The sequence below is a fragment of the Vibrio zhanjiangensis genome, assembly GCF_030161235.1.
In the GTDB taxonomy this organism is placed as follows: domain Bacteria; phylum Pseudomonadota; class Gammaproteobacteria; order Enterobacterales; family Vibrionaceae; genus Vibrio; species Vibrio zhanjiangensis.
The window spans coordinates 1-26,552 of record NZ_BSPW01000098.1 but is presented as its reverse complement, the minus strand read 5'-3'; the positions used below and the strand labels follow the sequence as shown (position 1 = coordinate 26,552).

The 26,552-nt window shown below is 44.4% G+C and carries 28 protein-coding genes; 13 read left to right on the top strand and 15 right to left on the bottom strand.

What is annotated here, in order from left to right:
• Position 1: 1 nt before the first annotated feature.
• Positions 2-1,648 carry an acetolactate synthase 2 catalytic subunit gene (ilvG, locus tag QQK21_RS20805; RefSeq protein ID WP_284194085.1) on the bottom strand — a complete coding sequence of 549 codons (1,647 nt, stop codon included), beginning with the start codon at positions 1,646-1,648 and terminating at the stop codon, positions 2-4.
• Positions 1,649-2,138: 490 nt separating this feature from the next.
• On the opposite strand from ilvG, the gene QQK21_RS20800 reads away from it, so the two are divergent.
• Positions 2,139-3,662 carry a YifB family Mg chelatase-like AAA ATPase gene (locus tag QQK21_RS20800; protein ID WP_284194131.1) on the top strand — a complete coding sequence of 508 codons (1,524 nt, stop codon included), beginning with the start codon at positions 2,139-2,141 and terminating at the stop codon, positions 3,660-3,662.
• A 28-nt stretch (positions 3,663-3,690) separates the two neighbouring features.
• On the opposite strand, the gene QQK21_RS20795 is transcribed toward QQK21_RS20800, so the two are convergent.
• Positions 3,691-4,674 (bottom strand): DUF2860 domain-containing protein, encoded by a 984-nt coding sequence (locus QQK21_RS20795; RefSeq protein ID WP_284194084.1) that lies wholly within the window; start codon positions 4,672-4,674, stop codon positions 3,691-3,693.
• Positions 4,675-4,885: 211 nt separating this feature from the next.
• Here QQK21_RS20795 and yihG point away from each other — a divergent pair, with 211 nt between their 5' ends.
• On the top strand, positions 4,886-5,770 hold the full coding sequence (gene yihG, locus QQK21_RS20790; RefSeq protein WP_284194083.1) for a 1-acylglycerol-3-phosphate O-acyltransferase, YihG family: 885 nt from the start codon (positions 4,886-4,888) through the stop codon (positions 5,768-5,770).
• Between the two features lie 56 nt (positions 5,771-5,826).
• Here yihG and QQK21_RS20785 read toward each other — a convergent pair whose 3' ends face one another.
• Positions 5,827-6,429, bottom strand: coding sequence for a thiol:disulfide interchange protein DsbA/DsbL (locus QQK21_RS20785; RefSeq protein WP_284194082.1), 603 nt, complete (start codon positions 6,427-6,429; stop codon positions 5,827-5,829).
• Between the two features lie 30 nt (positions 6,430-6,459).
• Positions 6,460-7,446, bottom strand: a complete 987-nt coding sequence (locus QQK21_RS20780) for a serine/threonine protein kinase (RefSeq protein WP_284194081.1) — start codon at positions 7,444-7,446, stop codon at positions 6,460-6,462.
• Positions 7,447-7,889: 443 nt separating this feature from the next.
• Here QQK21_RS20780 and QQK21_RS20775 point away from each other — a divergent pair, with 443 nt between their 5' ends.
• Complete coding sequence (locus tag QQK21_RS20775; RefSeq protein WP_284194080.1) at positions 7,890-8,429, top strand: hypothetical protein; 540 nt, start codon at positions 7,890-7,892, stop codon at positions 8,427-8,429.
• Positions 8,430-8,470: 41 nt separating this feature from the next.
• On the opposite strand, the gene ccoG is transcribed toward QQK21_RS20775, so the two are convergent.
• Together ccoG and QQK21_RS20765 are read right to left on the bottom strand one after the other, a co-directional pair.
• Complete coding sequence (gene ccoG, locus QQK21_RS20770) at positions 8,471-9,889, bottom strand: cytochrome c oxidase accessory protein CcoG (RefSeq protein ID WP_284194079.1); 1,419 nt, start codon at positions 9,887-9,889, stop codon at positions 8,471-8,473.
• Between the two features lie 233 nt (positions 9,890-10,122).
• Positions 10,123-10,389 carry a YihD family protein gene (locus QQK21_RS20765; RefSeq protein WP_284194078.1) on the bottom strand — a complete coding sequence of 89 codons (267 nt, stop codon included), beginning with the start codon at positions 10,387-10,389 and terminating at the stop codon, positions 10,123-10,125.
• Between the two features lie 83 nt (positions 10,390-10,472).
• On the opposite strand from QQK21_RS20765, the gene QQK21_RS20760 reads away from it, so the two are divergent.
• From QQK21_RS20760 to trhA, 3 genes are all read left to right on the top strand, one after another.
• Entirely contained in the window at positions 10,473-10,694 is a 222-nt protein-coding gene (locus tag QQK21_RS20760; protein ID WP_284194135.1) for a hypothetical protein, read from the top strand.
• A 302-nt stretch (positions 10,695-10,996) separates the two neighbouring features.
• Positions 10,997-11,794: a sporulation protein gene (locus QQK21_RS20755; RefSeq protein ID WP_284194077.1), complete on the top strand. Its 798-nt coding sequence runs from the start codon at positions 10,997-10,999 to the stop codon at positions 11,792-11,794.
• Between the two features lie 81 nt (positions 11,795-11,875).
• The gene (gene trhA, locus QQK21_RS20750) at positions 11,876-12,529 is read left to right on the top strand and encodes a PAQR family membrane homeostasis protein TrhA (RefSeq protein ID WP_284194076.1); all 654 of its coding nucleotides are present in this window, start codon (positions 11,876-11,878) and stop codon (positions 12,527-12,529) included.
• Here the strand turns inward: trhA and QQK21_RS20745 are convergent.
• The 6 genes from QQK21_RS20745 to def are packed head-to-tail and all read right to left on the bottom strand — an operon-like array spanning position 12,526 to position 18,802.
• Entirely contained in the window at positions 12,526-13,086 is a 561-nt protein-coding gene (locus QQK21_RS20745; protein ID WP_284194075.1) for a DUF3157 family protein, read from the bottom strand. The genes trhA and QQK21_RS20745 overlap by 4 nt on opposite strands.
• A gap of 9 nt (positions 13,087-13,095) precedes the next feature.
• Complete coding sequence (locus tag QQK21_RS20740) at positions 13,096-14,541, bottom strand: TrkH family potassium uptake protein (RefSeq protein ID WP_284194074.1); 1,446 nt, start codon at positions 14,539-14,541, stop codon at positions 13,096-13,098.
• A gap of 10 nt (positions 14,542-14,551) precedes the next feature.
• Positions 14,552-15,928 carry a Trk system potassium transporter TrkA gene (trkA, locus tag QQK21_RS20735; protein ID WP_284194073.1) on the bottom strand — a complete coding sequence of 459 codons (1,377 nt, stop codon included), beginning with the start codon at positions 15,926-15,928 and terminating at the stop codon, positions 14,552-14,554.
• A gap of 34 nt (positions 15,929-15,962) precedes the next feature.
• A complete protein-coding gene (rsmB, locus tag QQK21_RS20730; protein WP_284194072.1) occupies positions 15,963-17,255 on the bottom strand; it encodes a 16S rRNA (cytosine(967)-C(5))-methyltransferase RsmB in 1,293 nt (430 codons plus the stop codon).
• A 56-nt stretch (positions 17,256-17,311) separates the two neighbouring features.
• Complete coding sequence (fmt, locus tag QQK21_RS20725; protein WP_284194071.1) at positions 17,312-18,259, bottom strand: methionyl-tRNA formyltransferase; 948 nt, start codon at positions 18,257-18,259, stop codon at positions 17,312-17,314.
• A gap of 21 nt (positions 18,260-18,280) precedes the next feature.
• Positions 18,281-18,802 carry a peptide deformylase gene (def, locus tag QQK21_RS20720; RefSeq protein WP_284194130.1) on the bottom strand — a complete coding sequence of 174 codons (522 nt, stop codon included), beginning with the start codon at positions 18,800-18,802 and terminating at the stop codon, positions 18,281-18,283.
• 203 nt (positions 18,803-19,005) lie between these two features.
• Between def and dprA the strand changes: the two genes are divergently transcribed.
• The 3 genes from dprA to QQK21_RS20705 are packed head-to-tail and all read left to right on the top strand — an operon-like array spanning position 19,006 to position 21,205.
• Entirely contained in the window at positions 19,006-20,142 is a 1,137-nt protein-coding gene (gene dprA / locus QQK21_RS20715) for a DNA-processing protein DprA (protein WP_284194129.1), read from the top strand.
• On the top strand, positions 20,139-20,618 hold the full coding sequence (locus QQK21_RS20710) for a DUF494 family protein (RefSeq protein ID WP_284194070.1): 480 nt from the start codon (positions 20,139-20,141) through the stop codon (positions 20,616-20,618). The genes dprA and QQK21_RS20710 overlap by 4 nt, the downstream gene beginning before the upstream one ends.
• A 5-nt stretch (positions 20,619-20,623) precedes the next feature.
• Entirely contained in the window at positions 20,624-21,205 is a 582-nt protein-coding gene (locus QQK21_RS20705) for a DNA topoisomerase family protein (protein ID WP_284194069.1), read from the top strand.
• Positions 21,206-21,239: 34 nt separating this feature from the next.
• Here QQK21_RS20705 and QQK21_RS20700 read toward each other — a convergent pair whose 3' ends face one another.
• Entirely contained in the window at positions 21,240-22,373 is a 1,134-nt protein-coding gene (locus QQK21_RS20700) for a 5-(carboxyamino)imidazole ribonucleotide synthase (RefSeq protein ID WP_284194068.1), read from the bottom strand.
• A gap of 3 nt (positions 22,374-22,376) precedes the next feature.
• The gene (gene purE / locus QQK21_RS20695; RefSeq protein ID WP_284194067.1) at positions 22,377-22,862 is read right to left on the bottom strand and encodes a 5-(carboxyamino)imidazole ribonucleotide mutase; all 486 of its coding nucleotides are present in this window, start codon (positions 22,860-22,862) and stop codon (positions 22,377-22,379) included.
• A 196-nt stretch (positions 22,863-23,058) separates the two neighbouring features.
• Between purE and tsaC the strand changes: the two genes are divergently transcribed.
• The 4 genes from tsaC (at position 23,059) to QQK21_RS20675 (ending at position 25,730) form a co-directional block, all read left to right on the top strand.
• Positions 23,059-23,616 carry an L-threonylcarbamoyladenylate synthase type 1 TsaC gene (tsaC, locus tag QQK21_RS20690; RefSeq protein WP_284194066.1) on the top strand — a complete coding sequence of 186 codons (558 nt, stop codon included), beginning with the start codon at positions 23,059-23,061 and terminating at the stop codon, positions 23,614-23,616.
• A gap of 22 nt (positions 23,617-23,638) precedes the next feature.
• Positions 23,639-24,556, top strand: a complete 918-nt coding sequence (gene hemF / locus QQK21_RS20685) for an oxygen-dependent coproporphyrinogen oxidase (RefSeq protein ID WP_284194065.1) — start codon at positions 23,639-23,641, stop codon at positions 24,554-24,556.
• Between the two features lie 74 nt (positions 24,557-24,630).
• Entirely contained in the window at positions 24,631-25,467 is an 837-nt protein-coding gene (gene aroE / locus QQK21_RS20680; RefSeq protein WP_284194064.1) for a shikimate dehydrogenase, read from the top strand.
• Positions 25,464-25,730: a DUF1488 family protein gene (locus QQK21_RS20675; RefSeq protein ID WP_284194063.1), complete on the top strand. Its 267-nt coding sequence runs from the start codon at positions 25,464-25,466 to the stop codon at positions 25,728-25,730. Before aroE ends, QQK21_RS20675 begins: the two co-directional genes overlap by 4 nt.
• Here the strand turns inward: QQK21_RS20675 and QQK21_RS20670 are convergent.
• Positions 25,723-26,271, bottom strand: coding sequence for a gamma carbonic anhydrase family protein (locus tag QQK21_RS20670; RefSeq protein ID WP_284194062.1), 549 nt, complete (start codon positions 26,269-26,271; stop codon positions 25,723-25,725). The two genes, QQK21_RS20675 and QQK21_RS20670, sit on opposite strands and share 8 nt — an antisense overlap.
• Between the last annotated feature and the right edge of the window lie 281 nt (positions 26,272-26,552).

Sequence of the window (26,552 nt, the reverse complement as noted above, 5' to 3'; positions counted from 1 at the left end):
TTTACGTGTTCTCCAGCATATCATTGTTTGATGCACCTGGTGGTACGAGTGGCCATACATTTTCTTCTTCGTCTATCATGACATGGAGCAAATATGACGTTTTACTGGCCAACATTTCTCTAATTGCTGGCTCTACTTCTTCCTTAGTCGTCACAGTTTTTCCTGGGATATCAAACGCTTTAGCCAAGGTTATAAAGTCTGGGTTGTCATCCAGTATGGTTTCACTGTGGCGACCATCAAAGAAGAGTGATTGCCACTGACGCACCATTCCAAGACGCTGATTATTCAATAGAACAATCTTTACAGGAATTTGACGGCGCTTGAGTGTGCCAAGTTCCTGTATGTTCATCATGAACGAACCGTCACCTGTAATAAGAATAGACTGATCGTCAGGCCTGGCGACAGCCGCTCCCATTGCAGCGGGAAGGCCAAAGCCCATGGTGCCGAGGCCAGCAGAAGTGATGAAATTTTGAGGTTCGCGAGGCTGAATATGTTGAGCTGCCCACATTTGATGCTGACCTACGTCGGTTGAGACCATTGCGCTGTCTGGCATCATATCGGATAGCTGTTTCAGAAGCAGTGGTGCAAAAATGAGTTCGCCAGGGTGATCATAGCGCCACTTAAATCCACTGCGTAGGCTCTCGCTGTGCTTGACCCAAGGCGTAATATCCTGGGTGAGTTCTAATTGGGGGAGTGTGGTTTTTATATCACCGCGCAGAGGTGCGTTTGCATGTCGCAGCTTGTTGATCTCGGCGGCATCGATATCAATATGTATGACACGGGCATGAGGAGCAAAAGTTTCAAGTTTGCCTGTGACTCGGTCATCAAATCGAGCCCCGACAGCAATTAATAAGTCACATTCTTGAACGACCAGGTTTGCTGCTTTGGTTCCATGCATCCCAAGCATACCCAAATAATGAGGGTCATGACGTTCTATTGTGCCCAATCCCTTTAAAGTGCTGACTGAAGGCATGGGATTTAAGCGCAGAAAATCACGTACGGCGTTGGTGGCGTTTCCTAGTTGTACGCCTCCCCCTACATAAAGCACAGGACGTGTACTTTTTGATAACAGTTCTTGAGCAGCAACTACGGCTTCTTTGGTCGGTTCTGGGCTTGCTGGTGGGGCGAAATACGGTAGTATACTGACAGGTGCTTGAGCAAGTTGAACATCCTTTGCGATGTCTACGATCACAGGCCCAGGCCTGCCAGCTTTTGCTACTTCAAACGCTTCAGCGAGGGTTGGGGCAAGATCTTCAATATCAGTAACTAAGTAACTATGCTTGGTGCAAGATAGAGACATTCCTATGACATCCATTTCTTGGAATGCATCGGTACCAATATGTGAGCTTGCTACCTGTCCTGTAATTGCCACCATAGGAATAGAATCCATAAAGGCGTCTGCGAGACCAGTCACAAGGTTGGTTGCTCCTGGCCCAGAAGTGGCCATGCATACAGCGACATCTTGTGTGGCGCGCGCCATACCAATAGCCGCCATCGCAGCACCTTGCTCATGACGACAAAGAATGTGTTCAACACCACCGTCATAAAGCGCGTCATAAATTGGCATAATGGCGCCACCTGGGTAGCCAAATACCGTTTTTATGCCCTGTTGCTTTAGGGCTGCAACGACTAGTTCAGCACCTGTCATTGAGTGCCCCCATAGTGTTTTATGTTATTTTTTGTTGTGTTGCACTTCATGTGCGCTCCCATTATTCCTGCCCGTTATTGGTCGAGCTAATATTTTTGACTGACTTAAATTGTGATAATTATTTTGCTGATAACAGCATTTAAGTTGAAAAAAACCCCCGGACTTTTCAGTGCGGGGGTTTTTTCAAATTTGGTGTTTATTTTTCGCCCACCAGCCCCCGCGCGGAATCAATAATGACCACGATAATCAGGTTAATCAGTGCGTTAATGTGAGCGTTCATATTCATATTTATTTGCAATGCGTTATTTACGCAATTTGATACTAAATGTCTTCTCCTTTTAGTGGTAACACAGAATTCTGTTACATGACAAGCAAAATCTCATTCTTTTTTCACATTCTTTCATTGTTGGAGCGCGCTATATAACAAGTTTGTAAAAAACTAAACGAGTTATCAAAAAGATAAATGAGTGATGTAGGAGTGAAACAAGGAATGGGACTTGCGATTATTTATAGTCGAGCATCGGTTGGTGTAGAAGCTCCGTTAGTCACAGTTGAAGTGCACATTAGTAATGGCATGCCGGGCTTTACTTTAGTTGGGTTACCGGAAACAACAGTAAAGGAATCTCGAGATCGGGTGAGAAGTGCAATTATAAACTCGCGATTTGAATTTCCTGCCAAGCGCATCACGGTGAATTTAGCACCCGCCGATTTGCCCAAAGAAGGAGGGCGTTTTGATTTGCCCATTGCCCTTGGCATTTTGGCCGCTTCAGAACAAATACCAGTGGATGGTTTGTTACATAGAGAGTTTGTTGGTGAGTTGGCCTTGTCGGGGAAGCTGCGCAAAGTAAAAGGGGTTTTGCCCGCGGCTTTGGCTGCCAATAAGGCCCATAGACGTTTGGTCGTTCCTCATTTTAACGGTGATCAAGCGGCATTAGTTGGGCGTGATGTTCACCAGTCTGCTGAAAGCTTGCTTGAGGTATGTGGTGACATTTGTGGTCAGGAAAAGCTGAGGCTGTATCAAAGTGTTATTCCAAATCAGGTTGTTGAAAACGAACGTGATCTACAAGATATCATAGGTCAGCAGCAAGGAAAGCGGGCGCTTGAGATTGCCGCGGCGGGTAATCATAATCTGCTTTTTCTTGGCCCTCCGGGTACAGGAAAAACAATGCTTGCTTCGCGTTTGTGCGATTTGTTACCAGAGATGACAGAGGAAGAGGCAATGGAAACCGCATCGGTTGCTTCATTAACTCAGCAGGATATTCACGCGCTTAATTGGAAAAAACGCCCATTTCGTTCACCGCATCATTCAAGTTCCATGGCTGCTCTGGTTGGTGGAGGGACGCTCCCAAGGCCCGGAGAGATTTCTTTAGCGCACAATGGGTTATTGTTTTTAGATGAAATGCCTGAATTTGAAAGGAAAGTATTGGATTCGTTGCGTGAGCCGTTGGAGTCGGGTGAAATTATTATTTCAAGAGCTCAAGGAAAAACCCGTTTCCCAGCTCGCTTTCAGTTAGTTGGCGCTTTAAATCCCAGCCCAACGGGTTATTATGAAGGTAATCATTCACGAGCCAACCCACAAGTTATTTTGCGCTACCTTAGCCGATTGTCTGGCCCTTTGTTAGACCGCTTTGATATGTCGATAGAGATCCCCTCATTGCCTAAAGGAACCTTATCGGAAGGGGGGGAGCGTGGAGAACCTACTCAAGTAGTGAAAGCAAGGGTGGAAAAGGCGAGGGGGTATATGTTAGCAAGAGCTGGCAAGGTCAATGCTTTGCTGGGCAGCCGAGAAATGGAGACATATTGTCGACTGGAAAAACAAGATGCTCAGTTTTTGGAGACGGCGCTCCATCAGCTTGGTTTATCGATACGCGCTTACCATCGAATTATAAAAGTCGCGCGAACCATTGCAGACCTTGATGGGCAAGAACGGATTTTACGGCCTCATATTGCAGAAGCGTTAGGCTACCGGGCTATGGATCGTTTGCTGAAACAACTCACGGCCCAGGCAGTATAATGGCCCACATGATTGTGGGCCATTTGGTTTAAAACTTGTAGTTCATACCAAGAGTGAACAGGTACTGTTTGGTATCGTAGAAGTCGATATTGGAGTCAGATTCACTGAAACCCGCGAGAGAGACAAGCGACCAGTTTTGCCATCCCATAAAGTTCTTATATTCGTAGGCAGCAAAAAAGCTTAACTCATCTTCGTCGCGGACTTTGCCATAGATTGGATTGGTACCGTCGTAGGAGTTGCTTGTATAGCCTGCGGTTAGCGCTAACTGATGGTGGTCGAGTATTCTAAAGTAAGTGAGTTCCCCACCAACAGATTTTAGAGAGTTTGCCTCGCCATCTGCATCTGTGTTGATGTAGATAATCGAAGGTTGTAGAAAAGACACTCTGCTGATAGGTTGACGATAAGATCCCTTAACATAGATAGATTTTGCATCGCGTTTTAGAGCATTCTGTTGTTCGGTTGTGAGGCTGGCGTTAGTGCCTGACTGTTCGTTTTCAATTTCTCGGTTGGCGTAGACCGTATCTAAGCTAAAACGAGATCCCATAATTTTGTCAAATTTAAGGCGAAAGGCATTGCCTTTTTCATCGGTTGTTTCTCGTTCTTGATTGGTTAGGAATGGGTCTGCCCATGTTTCACCCGACATAATCGTAGGGAGAAACGACGCATCTATCACTGTTCCAGATTCGAGTTGTTGCTTATAACCCAGTTCAAGCACTAAATTGCCGACAGCAATATCTTCTCTAGAAGTACCAAGATAAAATTGTTTGTCTGATTGCGCCCCAAATGTATAGGCGAGATGACCGAGTGGGTACACTATGCTACCGCTATCGTCAGAAGCTTCTTGGTTGACATTGCTAATGACTTTATCACCATCAGTGTTGAGGTTAGAGGTGGTTGAGGCAAAGCCAGCGCTGAGTGCAAACTCTCCACTAAATCCGGCGTGTTCAGCTAGTTGAGCATGTGCAGACGATGCAAAAAGCGCTACAGCTAGCAACGAGAGTTTTGTTTTCATCAAGTGATTTCCTTGTCATTTGTGTTTTTGATATTGGTTAAATTGTTGGAGGCATTCTCGCAGAACTTGTCTGACCTGAGTCAGAGAGAGTACAAAACTTTGTCATATCGATTTCAATATGGCTTTGGACTTGTATAATTACACGCTGTTTTCATTTTCGACAGATCCAGCACTATAAATTCTATTCGAGATCTCATTATTATTTAGCATTATGTTTGCATATCTATTTCTTGTCTTAAATACTTTTTTGGTCATAGTGAACTGTGCGTTTAGCTCTATTGTGATATGCACGATTGCTGTGATTAAAGTGATGTTGCCAACGGGGAAGCTCAAAGCAAAAGCGACAGTGGCAGCCAATCGGATGATGTGGTTGTGGGCAACCATTAATGCTTGCATTTTAAATCTATCCAATCGTATCGATTGGGATGTCGAGGTTGAGGGTGATCTGCGCAAAGATGGCTGGTATCTGTTAATCAGTAATCACTTGAGCTGGACTGATATTGTTGTGCTGTGCTGCGTGTTTAAAGATAGCATCCCCATGCCGAAGTTTTTTCTCAAACAGCAATTACTGTATGTGCCATTTATTGGTATGGCTTGTTGGGCTTTGGATATGCCTTTTATGCGGCGTTACTCAAGGGAATATTTGCTAAAATACCCTGAAAAACGCGGACAAGATCTTGAGACAACTCGGCGTTCTTGTGCCAGATTCAAACATACGCCAACAACCGTGGTTAACTATGTTGAAGGAACGCGTTTTACTGCGCAGAAACAGAAAAAAAATCCTGCGAACTACCAATATTTGTTACAGCCGAAAAGTGGTGGTATGGCCTACACTTTGGCTGCTATGGGCGATCAATTCAATCATATTATTGATGTGACTATCGCTTATCCTAACAATACTCATAGTCCATTTCGTGATCTACTAATGGGACGCATGACTAAAGTGGTTGTGCGAAGCCAGCTTTTACCGGTAGATGCTACAGTAAAGGGTGACTATTTTAATGATAAACCTTATAAGCGCCAGTTCCAACAGTGGCTCAGTGGGGTTTGGAAAGAGAAAGATAAACAGCTAGAACAGATACATCAGAGTAAATAGACTCTCTGGGTGCCAGCAAAAGAAGAGGTTTCTTCTTTTGCTGTTTTATTGGTGATTTACTTTTTAGTGAGGAGGAAGTTTACCAGTTCGAAATACTCATCTACGGTTTTTAGACCTTGAGCTTCAACAAGATATTTATTGTTGACGATGACTGCTGGTACTCCTGTTAGGCCACTTTGTTCAAATTGTTTATCAAAACGGCGTGCCATAGAGTCGACAGCAAAACCGTTGAAGGCAGCATCAAATTTTTTGGCGTCGATGCCTTCATCGAGAAAAATTTGCCTCAACTCTTGCTCGTTTTGGGGTGGTTTTCGCATTTTGTGAATACGATTGAACATGACTGGAACCATTTTGTTTTCAGCTTTTAGTACCACCATAGTGGCATACGCTTTGCTCATAGGTCCCCCCATGTTTCCCCCCATAAAAGACACATGGACTTTTTGAAATTTGGCATCTTCGGGTAGTTGAGCTTTTAGTTGCTGCATAATGGGCTCGAAGGTGTTGCAATGTGGGCAGAAAAAAGAAAAGAACTCTGTGACAGTTGGTTTTTTAGATGCTTCAGCGTCTAGAACTTTGTAGTGGTCCCCTTCTTTAAATTGGGCTGCATGGGCCGAAAGGCTCAGCATAAAAGTTGCGACAAGTGCAAACAGCTTTTTCATTGTTGACTCCGTGTTGATGATTTTGGCTTCTTACCACTGTGGCATCAGTGAGAGAGGTGGTTCACTGAGCGCCGATATTTGCTCTTTGAAAGCCAGAACTTGGCTTTCCCAGTATTTTGCATCATTGAACCAAGGAAAGGCGATTGGAAAGGCTGGATCATGCCATCGCTTTGCTAGCCAAGCCATATAATGCACCATGCGTAGACCACGTAAAGGTTCAATTAGTTTCAATTCGTTAACGTCGAAATCATTAAATTCTTGATACGCTTCCAAGATGATATCTAATTGTGTCAGTTTTTCTTGGCGTTCACCACTTAGCATCATCCATAAATCTTGTATAGCAGGACCATTTCGTGAATCGTCGAGATCAACAAACATTGGGCCATCACGCCAGAGAATATTTCCTGGATGGCAATCACCATGGAGACGTATCATGGTATCCGGTTGATACCAATGTTGCTCAAGAGACTTTATCAGCAAGTCTAAGTCACTAAAAAATGCATTTTCCAAATGAAGAGGAATAAATTGAGACTGCTCAAGTACTTGACGCGGTTGGTATAAGTATTCATCGAGGTTAATTGTTGGTCGGTGCTGAAAGGGTATTCTAGAGCCTACTTTGTGTATTCGTCCTAAAAATCGCCCCACCCCCTCAAGCTGCTCAAGGTTATCCACTTCAAATTGTCTCCCGCCTACACTTGCAAACAGTGCAAAAAGATAACCTTGGTATTGATGGAGTGTATTGCCTTGAATCTCAATAGGGGGAGCTACAGGAATTTCTGATTCCACCAACTCCAGTGTGAAGTCGTGCTCCTCTTGAATCTGCTGTAAGCTCCAACGTTCTGGCCGGTAAAATTTAACCACATAGCGTTGTCCTTGCTCATCGGTGAACTGATAGACACGGTTTTCATAGCTATTGAGTGGTAAGAAGCCAGATTCAGCTCGGATTCCAATACTTTCTATGGCATACCACATAAAATCGGGAGTTAAAGCGTCAAAGTTAAAAGCTCGCTGTGTCATAGATGTAATGGGTCCATGGTTAAGAAGTTATGGTAAATAGATTGGCTATAGGGCAACGGTATTAACATCACCAGCCCATAAATTAGGTGTAAGCGTAGAATATCAGTGATCACTTATTTATTACTAGCGCTGTTTCACTCATTTGAGATTTGATTCCACCCATCGCATCGGTGTGACAATACTGGTCAGATCATAAAGACTATTTTATTTGAACTGTCACTTGTGGACGCATAAACATGTGCCACAGATTAAAAAACAGCCACCGACTTAACGGAGTACGTTGAATCACAGTACTGCAGGCGCGATACTCCCTCTCTCATAGATATTGGTATATGTTGCTGATGACATGGAAGGGTAAACATTGCTTTGATGCCATTCACTGGATTGTTTGGCAATAGCCAAATAGCTAGGGATGTATCGGGGCCTCATTGGGATAGTGAAAAATGAACAACAAACTCAGTCTTATTTGTTCTGTGATCGTTTGGAGTCAATCGCTGATTGCTTACGCTGCTTGGTGCGATGCAAATCCAGAAGGACTTTGTATTGATAGGCTCAATGAAAATGATAATAAAGTTCGGGCTTGGTTTGATAAAAATGTCCATTTTGAATCTCTGTTGGTCGGTTATGATTTGCAATCCGAACAAGGCTGGAGCGCGACGCTACAACAGCGTGCAATTTATACAGAATGGAATATTTCGTCCCGAGCTGATTACACTAGTGGTAATAACCAAAGCGTATGGTTTAGCGCATATCGAGCCAGAGGCGCGAGTTGTTGGAAGCGTTCAGAGCGACTGTATTTTCATGAAAACTGGGCCGGGACTAACTTTATTCAGAGGCTTCGAGATAGGCCAGACTCTCCAGCATCGGAGATCACGTATCAAGATATGATAGATCGAATTAACCCACAAGGTGTGATGTTTGATAATCATGGCCAAAGCGTTGCTTTTTGTGTTGGTGATGCTGAGGTTTCATCAAGTAGTTAGAGAAAAGGTTAGGATTCACCTTGCCCCTAACTACAAGTTAGCTAAAGCTTTTTGATAAACCTACTTTCTACCGAAGTAGTAAAGTTATCATTGTCTGAGAGAGTGAACTCTATCATGGCAACAGGTGAAGTTAGACTGTCAGGTTGTACCCCTAAGCTCATCGGTAGGCTGAGCACTTCTCCGGGTAGAACATTCACAGTTTGTTTGCCATACCAAGAGGCATCACTTAAGCCAATAACATCTAGCTTGTATTCTTGTTCCTGCTGAGTTTTATTGATGATCTTTAGGGTGTAGGTATTTTCTATTTCACCAAGCCCATTGACTCTGAACAATTGGTTTCGATCTCGAAGAACGCTCAGACCTGCTGGGTCGACGGCTGCAATTTGGGCGAAAAACAAACCTATCATCACCAAGAAAATGGCACCATAACCAAGCAATTTAGGGCGCATTATCTTGGTGTGCTTGCCTGACAATCGGTGCTCAGTGGTGTAGCTGATCAACCCTTTGTCATAACCCATTTTATCCATGGTGTTATCACAGGCATCAATACAGGCTCCGCAGTTAATGCATTCGTACTGTAATCCATCACGTATGTCTATGCCCGTAGGGCAGACTTGAACACACAAATTACAATCGACGCAATCCCCCAAACCTAAAGTTTTGGGATCCGCTTTGCGTGGCCTTGCTCCGCGTGCTTCACCGCGTTTGGCATCATAGCCAACGATGAAAGTATCTTTATCGAACATCGCTGACTGAAAGCGAGCATATGGGCACATGTGAATACACATAATCGATCGCATCCATCCGGCATTGCCGTAGGTACATCCAGCAAAAAATAACACCCAAAATACCGGCCAAAAAGCCTCATCCCAAGTGAAAAAATTGATCACGAGTTCTCGTATTGGAACAAAATAGCCGACAAAGGTGAATCCAGTAGCCAGCGCAATTGCCATCCAAGCGATGTGTTTGGCTATTTTACGTAACAGGAGCTCACTGGTGAGTTTCCCTGCATCTTGTTTGCGGCGTTTATTTGCACTTCCTTCAAGCTTTTCCTCAAACCATATATACATAAAAGTCCACACGGTTTGAGGACATAAGTAGCCACACCATACTCGACCTAAAAATGTGGTGATAAAAAATAGTCCAAAAGCCGAGATCACGAATAATAACGCTAATAAGGTCAGATCTTGAGGGTAAAGTGTGGTACCAAAAAAGTTGAATTGCTGATTGCCAATGTCCAACAATATGGCTTGCCGTTCACCATAAGGGAGCCAAGGAACCATAGCAAAGAGCAACAGCAAGAACCATCCTCCCAAACGACGTAATTGCTGAAATCGTCCCTTACTTTCGCGCACGTAAATACGGTTGCTTGGATTGAACCTGTCCCCCTTGGTCTTGTGAGTTTTGGGGTTAAAGGTTTTGGGAGTCACGTCTTTTACTTCAATCTTGTCCTGACTCATAGTGCTTCCTTCTTGGGCTAAAAAGGCAAGGCTTCTTATTGGCCTCGCTCTATCGACAATCCTTGTTAAGTATTGTCTTATTTGGCGATGATTATATACGTGGCGTCATTTTTATTTCTTTAACGCAATCAACCTTTAGCAATAAAAAGCAGTACAGTTTGGTAAAAAAAGACCTAACAGTTTCTCCATCTTTATGATTTAAGTGCAAAAAATAATATATTGGTTTGAGGGGATTACTTGATAATGCCACGCGCTTTGAGTAGAGCGGATTTGAAATCGGGTTCGTGATCTTTTTGTAGCCCTGGGATCATCTCGTCTTTGGCACTATTGCGCATTTTAAGGTGATAAATAAGCACATCGTCGGTCAGTTCTTCAATGGGGCCCTGATAGCCTGCTTCTGTTGCCAGCTGGGCAATAAAGGCGAGCAAGTTGAGGTGTTGATCCTTATTCCACTCGGGTGCCAATAACTCAAGCAGTTCTTCAATACGGTGACATTTCATCTTTTAATCCATAACTTTTGTAATGATATAATGTTAAATGTATCAAATGAGGGGGAAAAGTTCCAAAGATAAAATGGGGAAACATGCATGCTGAAGATAAAGAAAAAAGCGCAGTGTTAGCTGCGCTTTTTAACTATGCCGCCTTAGTAACTTTGGCTGTAGTTGACGCCGATAGTGCCGTCTTTTCTACTAAAGTCATTCCGGGCGCGATATTTTGTGTCGCGGGTGTCTTTACAAAGCCACTGCGGCGACGCATCGCACGATTTATGTGCGAGCACCTGACTACTGTTGGTCGCATTGATTAACCTAACTGCCAGGCATATCCATTGCCAAATTTATGGCCTAACTAGTTATGAGTTGCACTTTACTTTTGCAAGGAACTCTTCTGGCTTACGCCAATCCAAGTAACTAATTAGGGAATGTGATATGAATTATCCATATCAGTGATTAGACTAGCACTATCTTATTAATTGGTCGATATCTAATCGATGATGTTTGTTGATTATCCCTGTCAATCTGTGAGAGAGATTGCATTAGTGATGCTCTGGTTCAGATTAGTATGATTTGATAAGGTTTCGTCTAGCTGTACTGTACCTAGGAGATGCGTATGTCGTTTTTTAAGAAAACCCTAGCAAGCTTTGGTATTGGATCTGCGAAAGTGGATTCAGTGCTTCAACAAGAGGTGCTTTACCCAGGTCAAAAGGTCAATATCACGATTCATGTGTACGGTGGGGCGACGGTTCAAGAAATCGATAACATAGAAATGAAACTCTATTGCCGCTACATAAAAGAAAGGCCAGCCAACCAGGGTAACGATGATCGCTCCAGCAATCGTATGTGTCGTGTTCCGGTCAACTATGCATTAGCGCATTGGAGTTTGCCTTATGCCTTTACTATTAAGCCAGGAGAAACTCGAGATTTTGCTGTTGAGCTCGATGTACCTTGGAATGCGCCAGTGACCATAGGAGACTCTAAAGTATGGTTAGAAACTGGACTGAATATCGCTTTGGCCAAAGATCCTAGTGATACTGATATATTAACGGTACGTCCAGATCCTTTATTGGATGAAATCTTTACGGCGTTGGAAGAGAGTGGATTGCGTATTCGCCAAGTTGAGTGTGAAGCGGTAGAGGGGTTTGAGTTGCCGTTTGTGCAAGAATTTGAGTTTGTACCGACAATGGGGCCCTTTCATGGACGATGGCGAGAGTTGGAAATGGTGGCCCATCGCAGTGATGAACAGTTACAAATGTGGTTTGAGATTGACCGTCATCGTAAAGGCGCTAAGGGAATGCTGGCAAGCTTACTTGGTGTCGGCAAACTACAGCGTCAGCTGACAATACCGCTTACCACTGCTGCAAAACAAGCTGGAAAGCAGGTTGTTGAATATTTAGATAAGCACACTTAACATAAATTTAATCATTTTAACTTACAAGTGTAAGCTCAATATGGCATACTTTAGAGCAAATGTTCCAAGGTGTGACTCGTTATGACAACTCAAACCAATTCCTTGTATAGTGTAAAAGAAGAGTGGGCAAATACGCTAACTCATGGTGTTGGGATGGTATTTGGGATTGTGGGCTTAATTCTTCTTTTAGTCAAAGCCACCAGTCATAACGCTGATGTCCTTACCATTACTAGCATGAGTATTTATGGGGCAAGCATGATTGTTTTATTTCTTGCTTCAACTCTCTACCATGCTGTTCCGCACCAAAGAGCTAAGAGAGCGTTGAAAACGTTCGATCATTGTGCAATTTATCTTTTGATTGCGGGAAGCTACACGCCTTTTCTCTTGGTGAGTTTAAGAACACCTCTTGCCATTGGTTTGATGATTGTCATATGGACACTGGCATTGATAGGCATCATCATGAAGTTCGCTTTTGTCTATCGGTATGAAAAATTGTCACTTGTGACTTATCTAATTATGGGGTGGCTTTCTTTGGTGGTGATCTATCAGCTGGTACTTAACCTCGAAATAGGAGGTATAGCCCTTTTGGCCGCTGGGGGAGTCATATACTCGTTAGGTGTGATTTTCTATGTTGCCAAGCGCATCCCGTTTAATCACGCAATTTGGCATGGTTTTGTTTTAGCCGGTTGTGCTTGTCATTTTTTAGCGATTTATTGGTATGTTGATCCAGTTTAACGTGTGACTAGGTTAGTGATGTTTGCGCTGACGAAATACTGCTCTTGTTTATCGACTTTCAGCTCAATGCTTCTACCTTGTTCAACCTGCTGGGGGCGAAGGTAAGTGTCTGGCATACGTTTGATTGACTGCCAAATAGTGATACTTTTTTTCACCAAAGTTTGTTTATCTGGTGTTGAAATCTCGACCTCTGCTTCTATCAATATCACCGAATTGAGACTCTGATTAGTGATTGAGGTTGGAATAATAAGTTTGCCTTCGGCATAACTTGGCGATCCGAGCAATACCTCTACGCCAGAATTTGAAAGCTGCATGCTGGGGCGTTTACTATCGAGAGTGATAAGGCTGGCTACTTTTTTTTCTATAAGGGGGATTGTTGCAGGTTGGGTTTTATCTAAAGCAGTACTTTTGGCCTGAGCCGAAGATGCGTTGTTGATGTATTGCCAGGTAAAATTGTCATTTAAAATAACTTCTCGGCCATCATCCAATTTTACTCTCTGTTCTGCCATGGCAGTGGAGGTTAAAATTAGGGTCGCTAATCCCAGAATCTTATACATTTTTTGTCCTTATCGCTTCCAAAAAGCAGGGAAAAATAGCACTAGCAAAGTGAGTATTTCTAGCCGTCCCATTAACATACCAAAGCTCAGTAGCCATTTTGCTATGTCTGGAAGTGGGGCAAAGTTACCTGTTGGACCTATGACCGCCCCCATTCCAGGTCCAACATTAGCGACGGCCGTAATCGAGCCGGATATGCTAGTAATAGGATCTAAACCTAGTGCACTTAAGCAGCCAGCAATAAAAATAATGGTAACAAAAAACATCAGTACGAAGGCAACCACTGATCGAACGATGTCATCGTTAACCGGCCTTTGATTATAACGTTGTACAAACACCCCTGAAGGGTGAATCAATTTCATCATTTGCTTATTAAGCAGTGTGACGGCTATTTGGAAACGGAAAATCTTAATCCCGCCAGAGGTCGAGCCAGAACAGGCTCCAGCCATCATCAAAAATGCAAATAGAGTGGTTGGTAGGGCTCCCCAAGCGGTAAAGTCTTCTAGGCCAAACCCAGTGGTGGTTAGCACAGAAACAATATTAAACATTGATACACGTAAAGCATCCATGATGCTGTAGCCATCTCGAATGATCAGCCAGCCGGAAATGATTAGGCTAGAGCCAAGGAAGAGATAGGTGAATCCCCTAACTTGAGCATCATTAAAGAGCTGAATAATGCTTTTTTTACGCAGGGCTGCGACAAATAATAGAAAAGGTAGGCCGCCAAGAAACATGAATAAAGTGGCGACCCAGTGTGAGCCATGTGAAAAGTGGTTCATTGAACCATCAGAGGTTGAATATCCGCCTGTAGACAGGGTTGTAAACGAATGGTTGACCGCTTCAAACCAGCTCATACCTGTCAGGACATACCCAAGCATACAAAGACCGGTCAGGCTCAAATAAACTAGCATGATATTTTTTGCGACAGTCTTAGCTCTGGGACTGCTTTTATCTGACCAGTCGGAAGACTCGGTGTGGAAGAGTTTCATCCCTCCAACGTTGAGCATCGGTAGCACAGCCACAGCCATCACAATGAAACCAATCCCTCCTAGCCACTGCAAGATGGAACGCCATAATAAAATGCTTGGCGCCATCTCATCGAGCCCATTTAAAACCGTTGAGCCAGTTGTGGTGATGCCTGACATGGTCTCAAAGTAGGCGTCGGTAAAGCTGATATGATTGATGAAGACAAAGGGTAACGCCGCAAAAGTACTCGCTACCGTCCAGACAAGGCTAGTGATCAGAAACATGTCCCGAGCGCTAAGTTTGAAGCTTTTGGTTCGTCCTATGCTTAAGCAGAAAAAAGCGGCAATGTGAGTGATGATAACGGCTTGACCAAATTCAATAAACCCAGAGGTGCCGGTAAAAAAGGCGACAAAGGTTGGGACATACATGAACAGAGCCAGTTTTGATAGCACTAAGCCGATGACAAATAAAATAGGACGAAAGTTGACCATGATGCCAAACCTAGAGGAAAAAGGGACTCGGCTGGAATAGAGCCTCAACGTCGGCGACGTACTTTTTATCAACCAAGAACATGACAACATGGTCGTCTTGCTCTATCACTGTGCGGTCATGAGCAATTAATACTTCCTCACCTCGAACGATTGCTCCTATGGTGGTCGCAGGAGGGAGTTTGATATCACCCACGGCTCTGCCAACGACTTTTGACGTGGTTTCATCTCCGTGAGCGATAGCTTCGATAGCCTCAGCCGCGCCACGACGTAGAGAAGACACGTTAACAATGTCGGCTCGGCGAACATGAGTCAGTAGCGCTGATATTGTTGCTTGTTGTGGTGAGATAGCCACATCAATCACACCACCTTGAACTAAGTCAACATAGGCTCCGCGCTGGATAAGAACCATGACTTTTTTCGCGCCCATTCTCTTTGCCAGCATGGCAGACATAATATTGGTTTCGTCTTCATTGGTGAGCGCGATAAATACATCCACTTGGTCGATGTTTTCTTCCAGTAACAGCTCTTGATCGGCGGCATCCCCACAAAAAACGATCGTGTTTTCGAGTTCTTCAGAAAGCTTTTCTGCTCTTTGATAGCTACGTTCAATCAGTTTAACGCTATACGATTGTTCAAGGCGCTTGGCAAGGCTGGCGCCGATATTGCCACCACCTACAATCATGATGCGTCGATACGGCTTTTCAAGTCGCTGTAGTTCACTCATTACTGAACGAATATGGTTGCTCGCTGCGACGAAAAAGACCTCATCATCTGCCTCTATGATGGTTGTACCTTGAGGTCTTATCGGTCTGCCTTGACGAAATATCGCCGCGACCCGAGTATCGATATGAGGCATATGTTCACGAAGAGCAGAGAGCGCGTTGCCGACCAGTGGGCCACCATAATAGGCCTTAACCGCAACTAAGCTAACTTTTTGATCGGCAAAGCTCACCACTTGAAGTGCACCTGGGTATTGAATCAAGCGTTCAATATAGCTAGTTACCAACTCTTCAGGGGCAATTAAATGATCGACAGGGACGGCACCCGACTGAAACAATGCTTCCTTTTCATGAAGATATTGTGGTGAGCGAATGCGAGCAATGCGATTGGGGGTGTTAAATAGAGTAAAGGCGACTTGGCATGCTGCCATGTTGGTTTCGTCCATGTTAGTCACAGCCACTAGCATATCGGCGTCTTGAGCGCCTGCTTCGCGCAATACGTCTGGGTGACTGGCATAACCATTGACCACTCTCAAATCATACTTGTCTTGAAGCTCACGTAAGCGATCACTGTCTTTGTCGACTATGGTGATGTCATTGTTTTCACCAACCAGATTTTCAGCCAGTGTGCCGCCGACTTGACCCGCACCAAGAATGATGATTTTCATAGCGTTTCCTGTTTAACCAAAGTTGAAAAGACTGTCAGCCTTTATCATTATGAGCTTTCTTTATGATGGCATAATAAAAACCATCCATGTTTTCCTCTCCGGGAAGAATTTGACGTCCGGGCTTATCTATCGGAGAGCCTTCCAATTGAGCCTCTTTTGTCCGTGACAGAAATGCCTCGATTTGCTCCCCATTTTCTTGTGGAGTGATCGAGCAGGTTGCATACACAAGCGTACCGCCAGGTTTTAGTTGCTGCCACATGGCATCAAGAATCTCACTTTGTAACTCAGTTAATGCCGCAATGTCTTCTCGGCGACGTAGCCACTTAATATCCGGATGGCGGCGAATTACCCCAGTGGCTGAGCAGGGAGCATCGAGCAGAATGCGGTCAAACTGCTCTCCTTGCCACCACTCTAGCGGTTTGCGTGCATCCCCACAAATCACCTCAGCGTTGAGTTGTAGACGTTTTAGGTTGTCATGGACTCGCTTCAGACGGCTTTCATCACAATCAATGGCAACGACTTTAGCTTGATGGGTTCGTTCTAAGATGTGGGCTGTTTTTCCGCCCGGCGCTGCGCAGCAATCGAGTATTAATTCACCGTCTTTTGGTGTGAGATAATTGAGTGAAAGTTGCGCCGCGGCATCTTGAACAGAGACCCATCCTTTATCAAAGCCAGGTAGCTTGGACACATCACATGGCGCTTCTAATCTCAGCGCATCATTTGCTTCACTATGGGGGTGGCTATCAATGCCGTTATCTTTGAGTATTTGTTGGTATTCATCTCGGCTGTGATGCTGGTGATTGACCCGTAGCCACATTGGAGCCTTGCTATTGTTAGCTTCAACTATATCTTGCCACTTATCAGGGTAAGTATCTTGAAGTAATGTTAGTAGCCAACTTGGGTGGCCATATTTGCCAGCATGGTGACTGACGGCAAAAGCATCCAATTCTTCTTGTTTACGCTGATAGTTGCGCAGTACGGCATTAATTAAACCGCGTAGACGAGGGCCTTTGAGTGTTTTTGTACCTTCAACGGTCTCCCCTACTGCTGCATGCGCAGGAATGCGCATAAAGCTGAGCTGATAAATGCCGACAAGAATCAGATGGTGAAAAACCCGTTGTTTACCTTTGAGTGGTTTGTCCATCAGCTCATTCGCTATCGACTCAAGTCGAGGAAGGTAGCGCAGCGCACCATAACATATCTCTTGTAATAGAGCTTGATCGCGAGGTTTAACTTGTTGTTGAGCTAAAGGAAGTGCAGTAGAAAGAGACTGGCCCTTGTCGACGACTTGAAACAGGACATTAGCCGCAGCAGCACGAACATTCATCTAAATTACCTTAAAAGTAAGGGAGGGTGTCTCCACCCTCAAAAAGTACGTATAAACTAAGTCAGTTGAGTACCAACTTCAAACCAATCGGCTCGTGAATTCAAAATATCTTGAATCGGCATGGCCTTTTTCCCCGGCACTTGGATCTGTTCCAAAACGAGTACATCTTTACCGGTTGAAACGTAAATCCCGGTTTTATCCGCTTGAATTATAGTGCCAGGTGCCTGACTGGTTTGTCGCTTATCCACTCTGCTCTGCCAGACTTTGATGCTGCTATCGGCGGCAACAAAGTGGCTAACGGGCCAAGGGTTGAACGCACGCACGCAGCGTTCAATATGCACAGCATCATGATTCCACTGGATACGTGCCTCTTCTTTGCTAAGTTTTTCAGCATAGTTAGCTTGGTCATTGTCTTGTTTTTTTGCCACAGCTGAACCATTGGCAATATCGGCCAGACATTCCAGCAAAGCAACGGGTCCTAGTTCGGCAAGTTTTTGGTACATTGAGGCGCTAGTATCCGTAGGCTCGATAGGGAGCGACGCAATTTTTAGCATGTCACCTGTATCTAAACCTATATCCATTTGCATGATGGTGACACCGGTTTGCTCATCGCCAGCCCAGATCGAACGCTGGATAGGCGCGGCGCCGCGCCATCTGGGTAAAATGGAGCCATGAACATTCACACAGCCCAATTTGGGTGTGTCGAGTACTGCTTGAGGCAGTAGTAGTCCATACGCAACCACGACCATCAGATCTGCATTTAGATTGGCTAAATCTTGTTTTGCTTGTTCAGACTTGAAGTTTTCTGGCTGATGTACAGGGACATGATGCTCTAGAGCCAAAGTTTTGACGGGACTTGAGGTGATTTTTTTGCCACGTCCTGCGGGTCTATCTGGCTGAGTGTAGACTGCAACAACTTGATGTTCTGAAGACAACAACGCCGCCAAGTGGCGGGCGGCGAAGTCGGGAGTACCTGCAAAAACAATCTTTAAAGATTTACTCAAAGCGGGTTCCTTTGTTTGTTATTAGGCCTTACTGGCGTTTTTTTCGTTCTGGCGTTTGATTTTTGCTAGTTTGTCTTGAATTCGTTTACGCTTTAAAGGCGATAGGTAGTCAACAAACAGCTTGCCTTGTAAGTGATCAAGTTCATGTTGGACGCAGATTGCAAGTAGCTCGTCTGCTTCAAATGTGAATTCTTTACCATCTCGGTCAAGGGCTTTAACGGTTACTTCCGCAGCCCGTGGAACGAGAGCTCTTGCACCTGGAACTGACAAACAGCCTTCTTCAATGCCATCTTCACCGCGTTTTTCGGTGATTTCAGGGTTGATTAGAACCATGGGTTGATCACGGGTTTCTGAAATATCAATCACCACAACACGCAGATGAACATCAACTTGTGTTGCAGCAAGGCCAATGCCTTCTTCGTCGTACATGGTTTCAATCATATCATCGACGAGTTTTTGAATCTCAGGTGTTACCTGTTCCACTGGTTTGGCTACAGTGCGCAGGCGATCATCTGGAAATGTTAATACTTGTAATACAGACATATACACTCGAAATATTGAACTGAGCTGAATCAGGATAAACTTTATTGGGTCAATTCTAGACATTTTACCACCTAAATGACAGCATCGTTATTGCTTTTGACTGTTTTTCCTGAATTAAAACGACTCAGCTTCAATTAGATTCACTGGGTTATTTTTACCTGATGCATGTGCTGAGTTGTCGTTTACAGACCAAGAGGTGATATCTGAGTCAGTCCCTAGATACAAGTGATGAACTAAGATCTTGGCTAAGCCTATATTTCACGCCGAGAATCGGTCCTAAGACTTTTCAGCAGGTTGTTGCTGTAGAGTCACCTGTCAATATTGTGCAGTCTTCTGCAAAATCTCTAAGTGCATTGGGTTTTAATGACCGACAAATTCATTATATCAAGCACAAAGCTTGCAGGGATGTTGATGAGTGTTTTGAGTGGCAATATGCTGGCAGTCAAAGGAGTATATTGACTCTGAATGACGCAGGTTATCCCGCACTCCTCAAGCAAACAGATTCTGCTCCACCCGTTATCTTTGTTGAAGGTAAGCGGGATTGTTTATTGAAACCTCAACTTGCGGTTGTTGGCAGTCGCAGTGCAAATATTGACGGCCTCAATCTTGCTAGAGACTTTGCTGGGCAGTTGTCGAAACATTCACTGGTTATAACCAGTGGTATGGCGTTAGGTATTGACGGTTACGCTCATGATGGCGTTTTGCTTGCAGGGGGAGAAACAGTGGCTGTACTCGGTTGTGGTTTAAAAAATGTATACCCTGCGCGTCATCAAGAATTGGCGCAAAGAATTGCTACGCAGGGTGCTTTGGTGTCAGAGTTTCACCCCAGTATGAAGCCGAAAGCAGAAAATTTTCCACGTCGGAACCGAGTGATAAGCGGTTTGTCTCTGGGTGTGTTAGTCGTTGAGGCGGCGGAAAAAAGCGGATCGCTTATTACTGCCCGCTACGCGCTTGAACAAGGTCGAGAGGTCTTTGCTATACCCGGTTCAATACACAATCACAATGCTCGGGGCTGCAACCTACTGATCAAGCAAGGAGCGTGCTTAGTACAGCAGGTTTCAGATATTATTGATGAGATAGAATCTTTGATACGTTGGTCTGATTTTTGTTCGTCAGAAGCGACGAATGAAGCATTTGAACAAATTGATTGCAAAGAAGAATTGCCATTTCCTCAGCTGTTAGCTAACGTAGGTAGTAAGGCTATACCAGTTGATATTCTTGCGAGTAGGACCAATATACCTGTTCAAGATGTCATGATGCAGCTTTTAGAGCTCGAGCTCTTAGGGCACGTTGTTGCAGTTTCCGGTGGCTACATTCGAAAGGGGAGGGGCGAGCTATGATGATGGATATCCTAATGTATCTGTTTGAGACTTACATCCATAGCGATGCTGAGTTGCAGGTCAATCAAGATGAGCTAGAAGAAGAGTTGCTTCGTGCTGGTTTTCATCAAAAAGACATATATAAAGCCCTTGTTTGGCTCGAAGAGCTGGCTGCATTACAGCAGAGTGAAACGCATGCTGCGATTTCAATTTGTAGCACTTCAACATCGACACGTATTTATACCGATAAGGAATGCCAGAGATTAAACATTGAATCTCGAGGCTTTTTGACATTTCTTGAACAGGTGAACGTATTGTCTACCGAAACCCGAGAGATGGTGATTGATCGTATTATGGGTTTAGAGACGGATGAATTTGAGTTAGATGATCTGAAGTGGATTGTGCTTATGGTGCTGTTTAATGTGCCTGGGAATGAGAACGCTTATACTCTAATGGAAGAGCTCTTATACACTAAAGAGCAAGGTATTCTCCATTAGTATTTATGAGCGGTAAAATAGATCATCAGTTGTTTTCTGCTCATGAGCACGCTTTAGATGAAAAAGCGTGCCCCAAATGCCAGTTGCAGCAAGGCTCTGGAAAACTTCAACTTCGTCATGGTAAGCATGGTGCTTTTCTTGGGTGTAGTAGGTACCCAAGTTGCGATTACATCCAGCCATTACATCAAAACGACGGTCATATCGTAAAAGAGTTGGGCGTCCCTTGCCCTGAATGTGGTAAAGAGTTAGTGCTTCGCCATGGCCGTTATGGGATGTTTATTGGTTGTAGCGATTATCCACAGTGTTCTCACTTGGAATCTATAGAGCATCCTAAGGAATTAAGTCCGCAGGTTGAAGTGCTTTGTCCAGAATGCCGCAATGGGCAATTGGTTGAAAGGAAAAACCGCTTCGGTAAAGCATTTTTTGCTTGTGACAATTATCCCAAATGTCGCTTTGCTGTTAACCAACAACCAGTGAAGGGTAACTGTGAAAAGTGTGGCTTTTCTTTGTTGGTTGAGAAAAAAATGACTAGTGGGCGTAGGCTTGTGTGTGCAGATCGCAAGTGTAATCATATGCAAGTGGAGTGAAAATGGCGCCCAATATAGCGCCATTTTAATAAGCTCAATCTGCGGTTTTGTTAGCCCATGGCTGCAGCGCTGGAAAGCTTGTAGAGTCTAATATTGTCGCCAGTTTAGTGAGTTTGCGTTGTAGCTCACCGGAATAATCACCACATACATTTATGTGACCCATCTTGCGCCCTGCGCGCTTTTGTTTGCCATACCAGTGTACATGGCAGCCAGCCAACTCAAATACTGCCTCGGGCAGACTGTCTTCACCAAGAATATTGATCATGGACGTTTCTCTAATCAGCTTGGTGCTGCCTAAAGGGATGCCACATACCGAGCGAAGATGGTTTTCAAACTGACAGGTTTCAGCACCTTGCTGAGTCCAATGGCCTGAATTATGTACGCGTGGCGCAATTTCATTCACTAGCAAGGTGCCATCGAGGTCGAAAAATTCAAGCGCCAGTACGCCGCAATAATCCAGCTCATTCGCTACGGCACAGAACATGCTCTCGGCTTGTTGCTGCAAATTATTGTCAGCAATGGCTGTTGAAATACTCAGTACTCCGTCGGTATGCACATTCTCCGCTAGAGGGTAAACCTGAATGGCCCCATTTTTTCCGCGTACGCCAACCAGTGATACTTCTCGTCCAAATGGGATAAACTCTTCAGCAACAATGGCTTGTTGATCTGATGACTCAATGCAAATTTGCATTTCACTCCAAACAGAGTCAATTTGGCTGTGATCTTTCAGTCGCCACTGGCCTTTTCCGTCATATCCGCCGAGGGCACTTTTTAGCACCATAGGAATACCAATTTTCTCAATCGCTTGAGTGAAATCTTCTTTCGTTTTGATGGCATGGTATTTAGCACTGTGAACCTGAGCTCTATCCAGTAAGGCTTTTTCCATACGCCTGTCACCGCCACATTTTATCGCTTCAGCTGAAGGAATAAGCTTTCCACTTGCTTCGCATTCATCAAGGATAGGGTGAGGGATATGCTCAAATTCAGCGGTAATGACATCCGCCTGATCTATCGCATTGGCCAGCCCTTCGCCAATTTTGGTTTGCGTGAGTGGATGAACAATCGTTTCACTGCCGACGTCATAAGCGATAACCTTAATGTTTAGGGGAGCGCTAGCCAAAGACATCATACGGGCTAATTGACCAGCACCTAGCACCAACACTTGCATGGGTTAATCCTCTGCTGGGTTAGGGTTTGCTAATACGGTTTCGGTTTGCTGATCGCGAAATGCTTCAACTTTAGCCATCACAGCTTCATCATGAGTACCTATGATTTGTGCAGCAAGAATACCAGCATTGGCCGCTCCCGCCTCACCAATTGCCAACGTGCCGACGGCAATACCCTTTGGCATTTGCACGATTGAAAGTAGAGAGTCCATACCTTTTAAAGCTCGTGATTGAACAGGCACACCTAAAACAGGCAAACTAGTGAACGCAGCTGTCATACCCGGTAGGTGGGCAGCTCCGCCAGCACCCGCAATAATGACTTTCAGACCACGTTCTTTGGCGCTGTTGGCATAGTCAGCGAGAAGTTGTGGAGTGCGATGAGCGGATACTACTTTTGTCTCATACTCTACACCAAACTGATCCAGCATTTCTGCCGCCAGCTTCATGGTTGGCCAGTCAGATTTAGAACCCATGATGATACCGACTTTCATCTTTAACTCCTTAATTCAACTCTTTTGGGTGAGCAGATAAATTTGCCAGCATTATACGAGGATTTTGACCTCAAGCAAACGTTTGCGCTTGCTTTTCATTTTGATGAGGGGGATTTTCCATCAAATAGCTTTAGTCATTACCGATGAATCTTTGTAAACTTTGGTATTTGAAGTGCCATTCAGACAGGAAAAAACCGTGGATAACTTTGAGCAAGTACTTTTGGCTCTCAATAATGGTGAGGTTATCGCCTACCCAACTGAAGGGGTATTTGGTGTTGGCTGTGACCCTGACAACCCAGATGCAATCAAGAAATTGCTTGAATTAAAGAAAAGACCGGTAGAGAAAGGGTTGATCCTAATTGCCGCGAGTTATGAGCAGTTGCTGCCTTATATTGATGAGTCACAGCTTTCTGAGGCACAGCTCAACCGGGTTCATCAAACTTGGCCAGGTCCAGTTACCTGGATTATGCCTTGTAGTCATAAGGCCTCAAAGTGGGTGAGTGGTCAGTTTGATTCGATAGCGGTACGCGTTACTGATCATCCTTTGGTGCAAAAAATGTGTTTTGCGTTTGGAAAGCCGTTAACCTCTACGAGTGCCAATTTGACCGGTAAGCCCCCTTGCAAAACGACACAAGAAGTTGAACATCAGCTTGGAGATCGCTTAGCCGCGATTTTGGCCGGTGAAACGGGCGGAAGAGATAAACCGAGTGAGATTCGTGACGCCAAAACGTCCAAAGTGTTGAGGCAGGGTTAATCCTGAGCAGGAAATGAAACAGATGTCAGCCATTGATAAACAAGCAGTAAAGCAATTTTTAATGGATCTACAAGATTCTATTTGCCAGCAACTAGAGCTGGTAGACGGGCGAGCTAAATTTATAGAAGAAGCTTGGAGCCGAGAACCTGGAGATAAATTAGGTGGCGGAGGTCGTACTCGCGTTATGACTAATGGTGCGGTTTTTGAGCAAGGTGGGGTTAACTTTTCTCATGTCGAAGGTCAAGAAATGCCCATGTCAGCGACTGCACATCGGCCCGAGTTAGCGGGCCGCCGCTTTGAGGCTATGGGGGTGTCGTTAGTGATGCATCCTAAGAATCCATATGTGCCTACCTCGCATGCCAACGTTCGTTTTTTCGTCGCTGAAAAACAAGGAGAAGACCCAATATGGTGGTTTGGCGGTGGTTTTGATTTAACGCCCTTTTATCCATTTGAAGACGATGCCCAGTATTGGCACGATACTGCGAAGAAGATCTGCGCTCCGTTTGGAGAACAAGTCTATCAAGAGCATAAAGCTTGGTGTGACAAATATTTTTACTTACCTCATCGCGATGAAACGCGCGGGGTTGGTGGGTTATTTTTTGATGATCTCAATCACTGGGAGTTTGATAAGTGCTTGGCGTATATACAAGCGGTTGGTGAGGGATATACCCAAGCCTATTTGCCAATAGTTGAGCGGCGTAAAGATACGGCTTTTGGCGAGAGAGAACGGCAGTTTCAGTTGTATCGCCGTGGTCGCTATGTTGAGTTCAATCTGGTTTATGATCGAGGTACTTTGTTTGGTTTACAAAGTGGTGGTCGTACTGAGTCGATTTTGATGTCCATGCCGCCACTTGCACGCTGGGAATATGGTTATCAGGTTGAAGAGGGTAGTCATGAGGCTGAGCTTTATCAAGATTATCTTAAACCTAGAGATTGGTAATGCTTCCCTCTCGATAAGGTAAGTGATAGGGTCATTGTTCAACAATGACCCTTTTGTTTTATGTAGGTAAGGACATGACTGAGCATCAAGTACGTTATGCTGTTTTTGGTAACCCGATCAACCAGAGTAAATCCCCATATATCCATACATTGTTCGCAGAGCAGACCAAACAGCCAATAACATACACTGCTAAGCAACCACCTATTGATGGATTTGAAGAGTCTATCCGTGCTTTTTTTGAACAAGGGGGGCAAGGGTGTAATGTGACTGTGCCATTTAAGGAACAGGCGTTTAACCTTGCGACGCAACTTACGCAGCGAGCTCACCTAGCGGGTGCTGTGAATACCCTTAAAATGCTCTCAGATGGACAAATCTTAGGTGACAATACTGATGGAGAGGGCCTTGTCCAAGATTTACTTCGGCTCGATGTCAAAATAGAAGGTGCACGGATTTTGCTCATTGGTGCAGGTGGTGCTGCCCGTGGAGTTGTTAAGCCGCTTCTCGAACACAATCCAGCGAAAGTTGTTATTGCTAATCGTACCCACAGCAAAGCAGAGAAATTGGCAGAAGTCTTTCAGCCCTATGGGAACGTTATTGCAACAGAAATGAAGACAATCCAAGAAGACTATGATGTGGTTATCAATTCAAGCTCAGCCAGTTTGATGGGTGAAGTGCCTGATATTTCGGATAAAATCTTTTCTTCATCTAGTGTTGTTTACGATATGATGTATGGTAGTGGCAATACGCCATTTAATCAGTGGGCAATCGATAGTGGTGCTGGTCATGTTTATGATGGATTGGGTATGTTAGTGGGTCAAGCTGCGGAGAGTTTCTTTGTTTGGCGGGGGATTCGACCTGATGTCCAATCGACACTTGATGCGCTTAGAAATTATCTTGAGGGTGAGTTGTGAATCAGTCTATTTTGTTTTCTGATATCCAGTCATGGGATGAACACAGACAAGTTGTGCTGTTTTCGGCGCAGCTTTCAGGAGCTTTAATTAACTGCCTGATAAGCAAAAAGGCACTGGAGAATATTTCAGGGTGCCTTTTAAATGAAGAGAAGCAAATCCTTGAGACCTTTTCTCGCTTTCGCTTCGATATTGAAGACCTGGCTGAAAACCTCATTGAAGATGAGGCCTTTAATCAGCAAGGCATGATTGAGGTTGTCAGTTAATATCCTGTACTTGATTAAGATAATCGTCTTTATTTTGTACATAGTTGTTTGCCGATTTAACTAAAAAGGCACGCTCTTCCTCACTTAAGAGTCGTGCTTGTTTCACTGGACTGCCCATATAGAGAAAACCGCTTTCAAGTACCTTCCCCGGTGGCACTAAGCTTCCGGCACCAATCATTACTTCTTCTTCTACTACCGCGCCATCCAAAACAATCGCACCCATTCCAACTAAAACCCGATCTTTGATAGTACAGCCATGCAACATAACTTTATGCCCTATGGTGACATCGTTCCCTATGATAAGAGGATAACCTTCAGGGTTTTGCTGATTTTTGTGCGTAACATGCAATACACTACCATCTTGTATATTGGTTCGTGCGCCAATATGAATGTGGTTGACATCCCCTCGTGCGGCGACAAGTGGCCAGACACTCGAGTCATCACCAATTCTAATATCTCCAACTAGAACTGAGCTGCTATCTATATACACTCTTTTACCTAGGAGAGGTTTGATGTTTTTATAGCTACGTAGAGAAGTCATTTTTTATCCTTGTATCGGGTATGCATTGCTATTTGTTAGATTGAAAAGTAGCAAAAATGAGGTTTATTGGATAGAAATTCTTCAAACGATGAAAAAATCAAAAAAATAAAGAAAAAGAGCTTGCCAATATAAAGTCTATCTCTATAATGCCCCCTCGCTGACACGGGAAGACAAGCAACTCAGCTTGAATCAAATCCGAAAGTAAGCAAAGCCATACAGTTCAAGCAGAAATGCTGAGAAATAAGTTGGAAAAAGTGGTTGACACTCAACGTTATCTCGCT

What these genes read in the sequence shown, in the direction of transcription:
- QQK21_RS20765 (WP_284194078.1), bottom strand. Translation starts at nt 10,389, where the DNA reads ATGAAATGTCACCGTATTGAAGAACTGCTTGAGTTATTGGCACCCGAG.
- QQK21_RS20780 (WP_284194081.1), bottom strand. Translation starts at nt 7,446, where the DNA reads ATGACACAGCGAGCTTTTAACTTTGACGCTTTAACTCCCGATTTTATG.
- rsmB (WP_284194072.1), bottom strand. Translation starts at nt 17,255, where the DNA reads ATGAATGTTCGTGCTGCTGCGGCTAATGTCCTGTTTCAAGTCGTCGAC.
- QQK21_RS20760 (WP_284194135.1), top strand. Translation starts at nt 10,473, where the DNA reads ATGCATGCTGAAGATAAAGAAAAAAGCGCAGTGTTAGCTGCGCTTTTT.
- def (WP_284194130.1), bottom strand. Translation starts at nt 18,802, where the DNA reads ATGTCTGTATTACAAGTATTAACATTTCCAGATGATCGCCTGCGCACT.
- trhA (WP_284194076.1), top strand. Translation starts at nt 11,876, where the DNA reads ATGACAACTCAAACCAATTCCTTGTATAGTGTAAAAGAAGAGTGGGCA.
- QQK21_RS20740 (WP_284194074.1), bottom strand. Translation starts at nt 14,541, where the DNA reads ATGGTCAACTTTCGTCCTATTTTATTTGTCATCGGCTTAGTGCTATCA.
- QQK21_RS20705 (WP_284194069.1), top strand. Translation starts at nt 20,624, where the DNA reads ATGAGCGGTAAAATAGATCATCAGTTGTTTTCTGCTCATGAGCACGCT.
- aroE (WP_284194064.1), top strand. Translation starts at nt 24,631, where the DNA reads ATGACTGAGCATCAAGTACGTTATGCTGTTTTTGGTAACCCGATCAAC.
- QQK21_RS20745 (WP_284194075.1), bottom strand. Translation starts at nt 13,086, where the DNA reads ATGTATAAGATTCTGGGATTAGCGACCCTAATTTTAACCTCCACTGCC.
- trkA (WP_284194073.1), bottom strand. Translation starts at nt 15,928, where the DNA reads ATGAAAATCATCATTCTTGGTGCGGGTCAAGTCGGCGGCACACTGGCT.
- yihG (WP_284194083.1), top strand. Translation starts at nt 4,886, where the DNA reads ATGTTTGCATATCTATTTCTTGTCTTAAATACTTTTTTGGTCATAGTG.
- QQK21_RS20670 (WP_284194062.1), bottom strand. Translation starts at nt 26,271, where the DNA reads ATGACTTCTCTACGTAGCTATAAAAACATCAAACCTCTCCTAGGTAAA.
- ccoG (WP_284194079.1), bottom strand. Translation starts at nt 9,889, where the DNA reads ATGAGTCAGGACAAGATTGAAGTAAAAGACGTGACTCCCAAAACCTTT.
- ilvG (WP_284194085.1), bottom strand. Translation starts at nt 1,648, where the DNA reads ATGACAGGTGCTGAACTAGTCGTTGCAGCCCTAAAGCAACAGGGCATA.
- hemF (WP_284194065.1), top strand. Translation starts at nt 23,639, where the DNA reads ATGTCAGCCATTGATAAACAAGCAGTAAAGCAATTTTTAATGGATCTA.
- purE (WP_284194067.1), bottom strand. Translation starts at nt 22,862, where the DNA reads ATGAAAGTCGGTATCATCATGGGTTCTAAATCTGACTGGCCAACCATG.
- QQK21_RS20800 (WP_284194131.1), top strand. Translation starts at nt 2,139, where the DNA reads ATGGGACTTGCGATTATTTATAGTCGAGCATCGGTTGGTGTAGAAGCT.
- QQK21_RS20795 (WP_284194084.1), bottom strand. Translation starts at nt 4,674, where the DNA reads ATGAAAACAAAACTCTCGTTGCTAGCTGTAGCGCTTTTTGCATCGTCT.
- QQK21_RS20785 (WP_284194082.1), bottom strand. Translation starts at nt 6,429, where the DNA reads ATGAAAAAGCTGTTTGCACTTGTCGCAACTTTTATGCTGAGCCTTTCG.
- QQK21_RS20755 (WP_284194077.1), top strand. Translation starts at nt 10,997, where the DNA reads ATGTCGTTTTTTAAGAAAACCCTAGCAAGCTTTGGTATTGGATCTGCG.
- QQK21_RS20700 (WP_284194068.1), bottom strand. Translation starts at nt 22,373, where the DNA reads ATGCAAGTGTTGGTGCTAGGTGCTGGTCAATTAGCCCGTATGATGTCT.
- QQK21_RS20710 (WP_284194070.1), top strand. Translation starts at nt 20,139, where the DNA reads ATGATGATGGATATCCTAATGTATCTGTTTGAGACTTACATCCATAGC.
- QQK21_RS20775 (WP_284194080.1), top strand. Translation starts at nt 7,890, where the DNA reads ATGAACAACAAACTCAGTCTTATTTGTTCTGTGATCGTTTGGAGTCAA.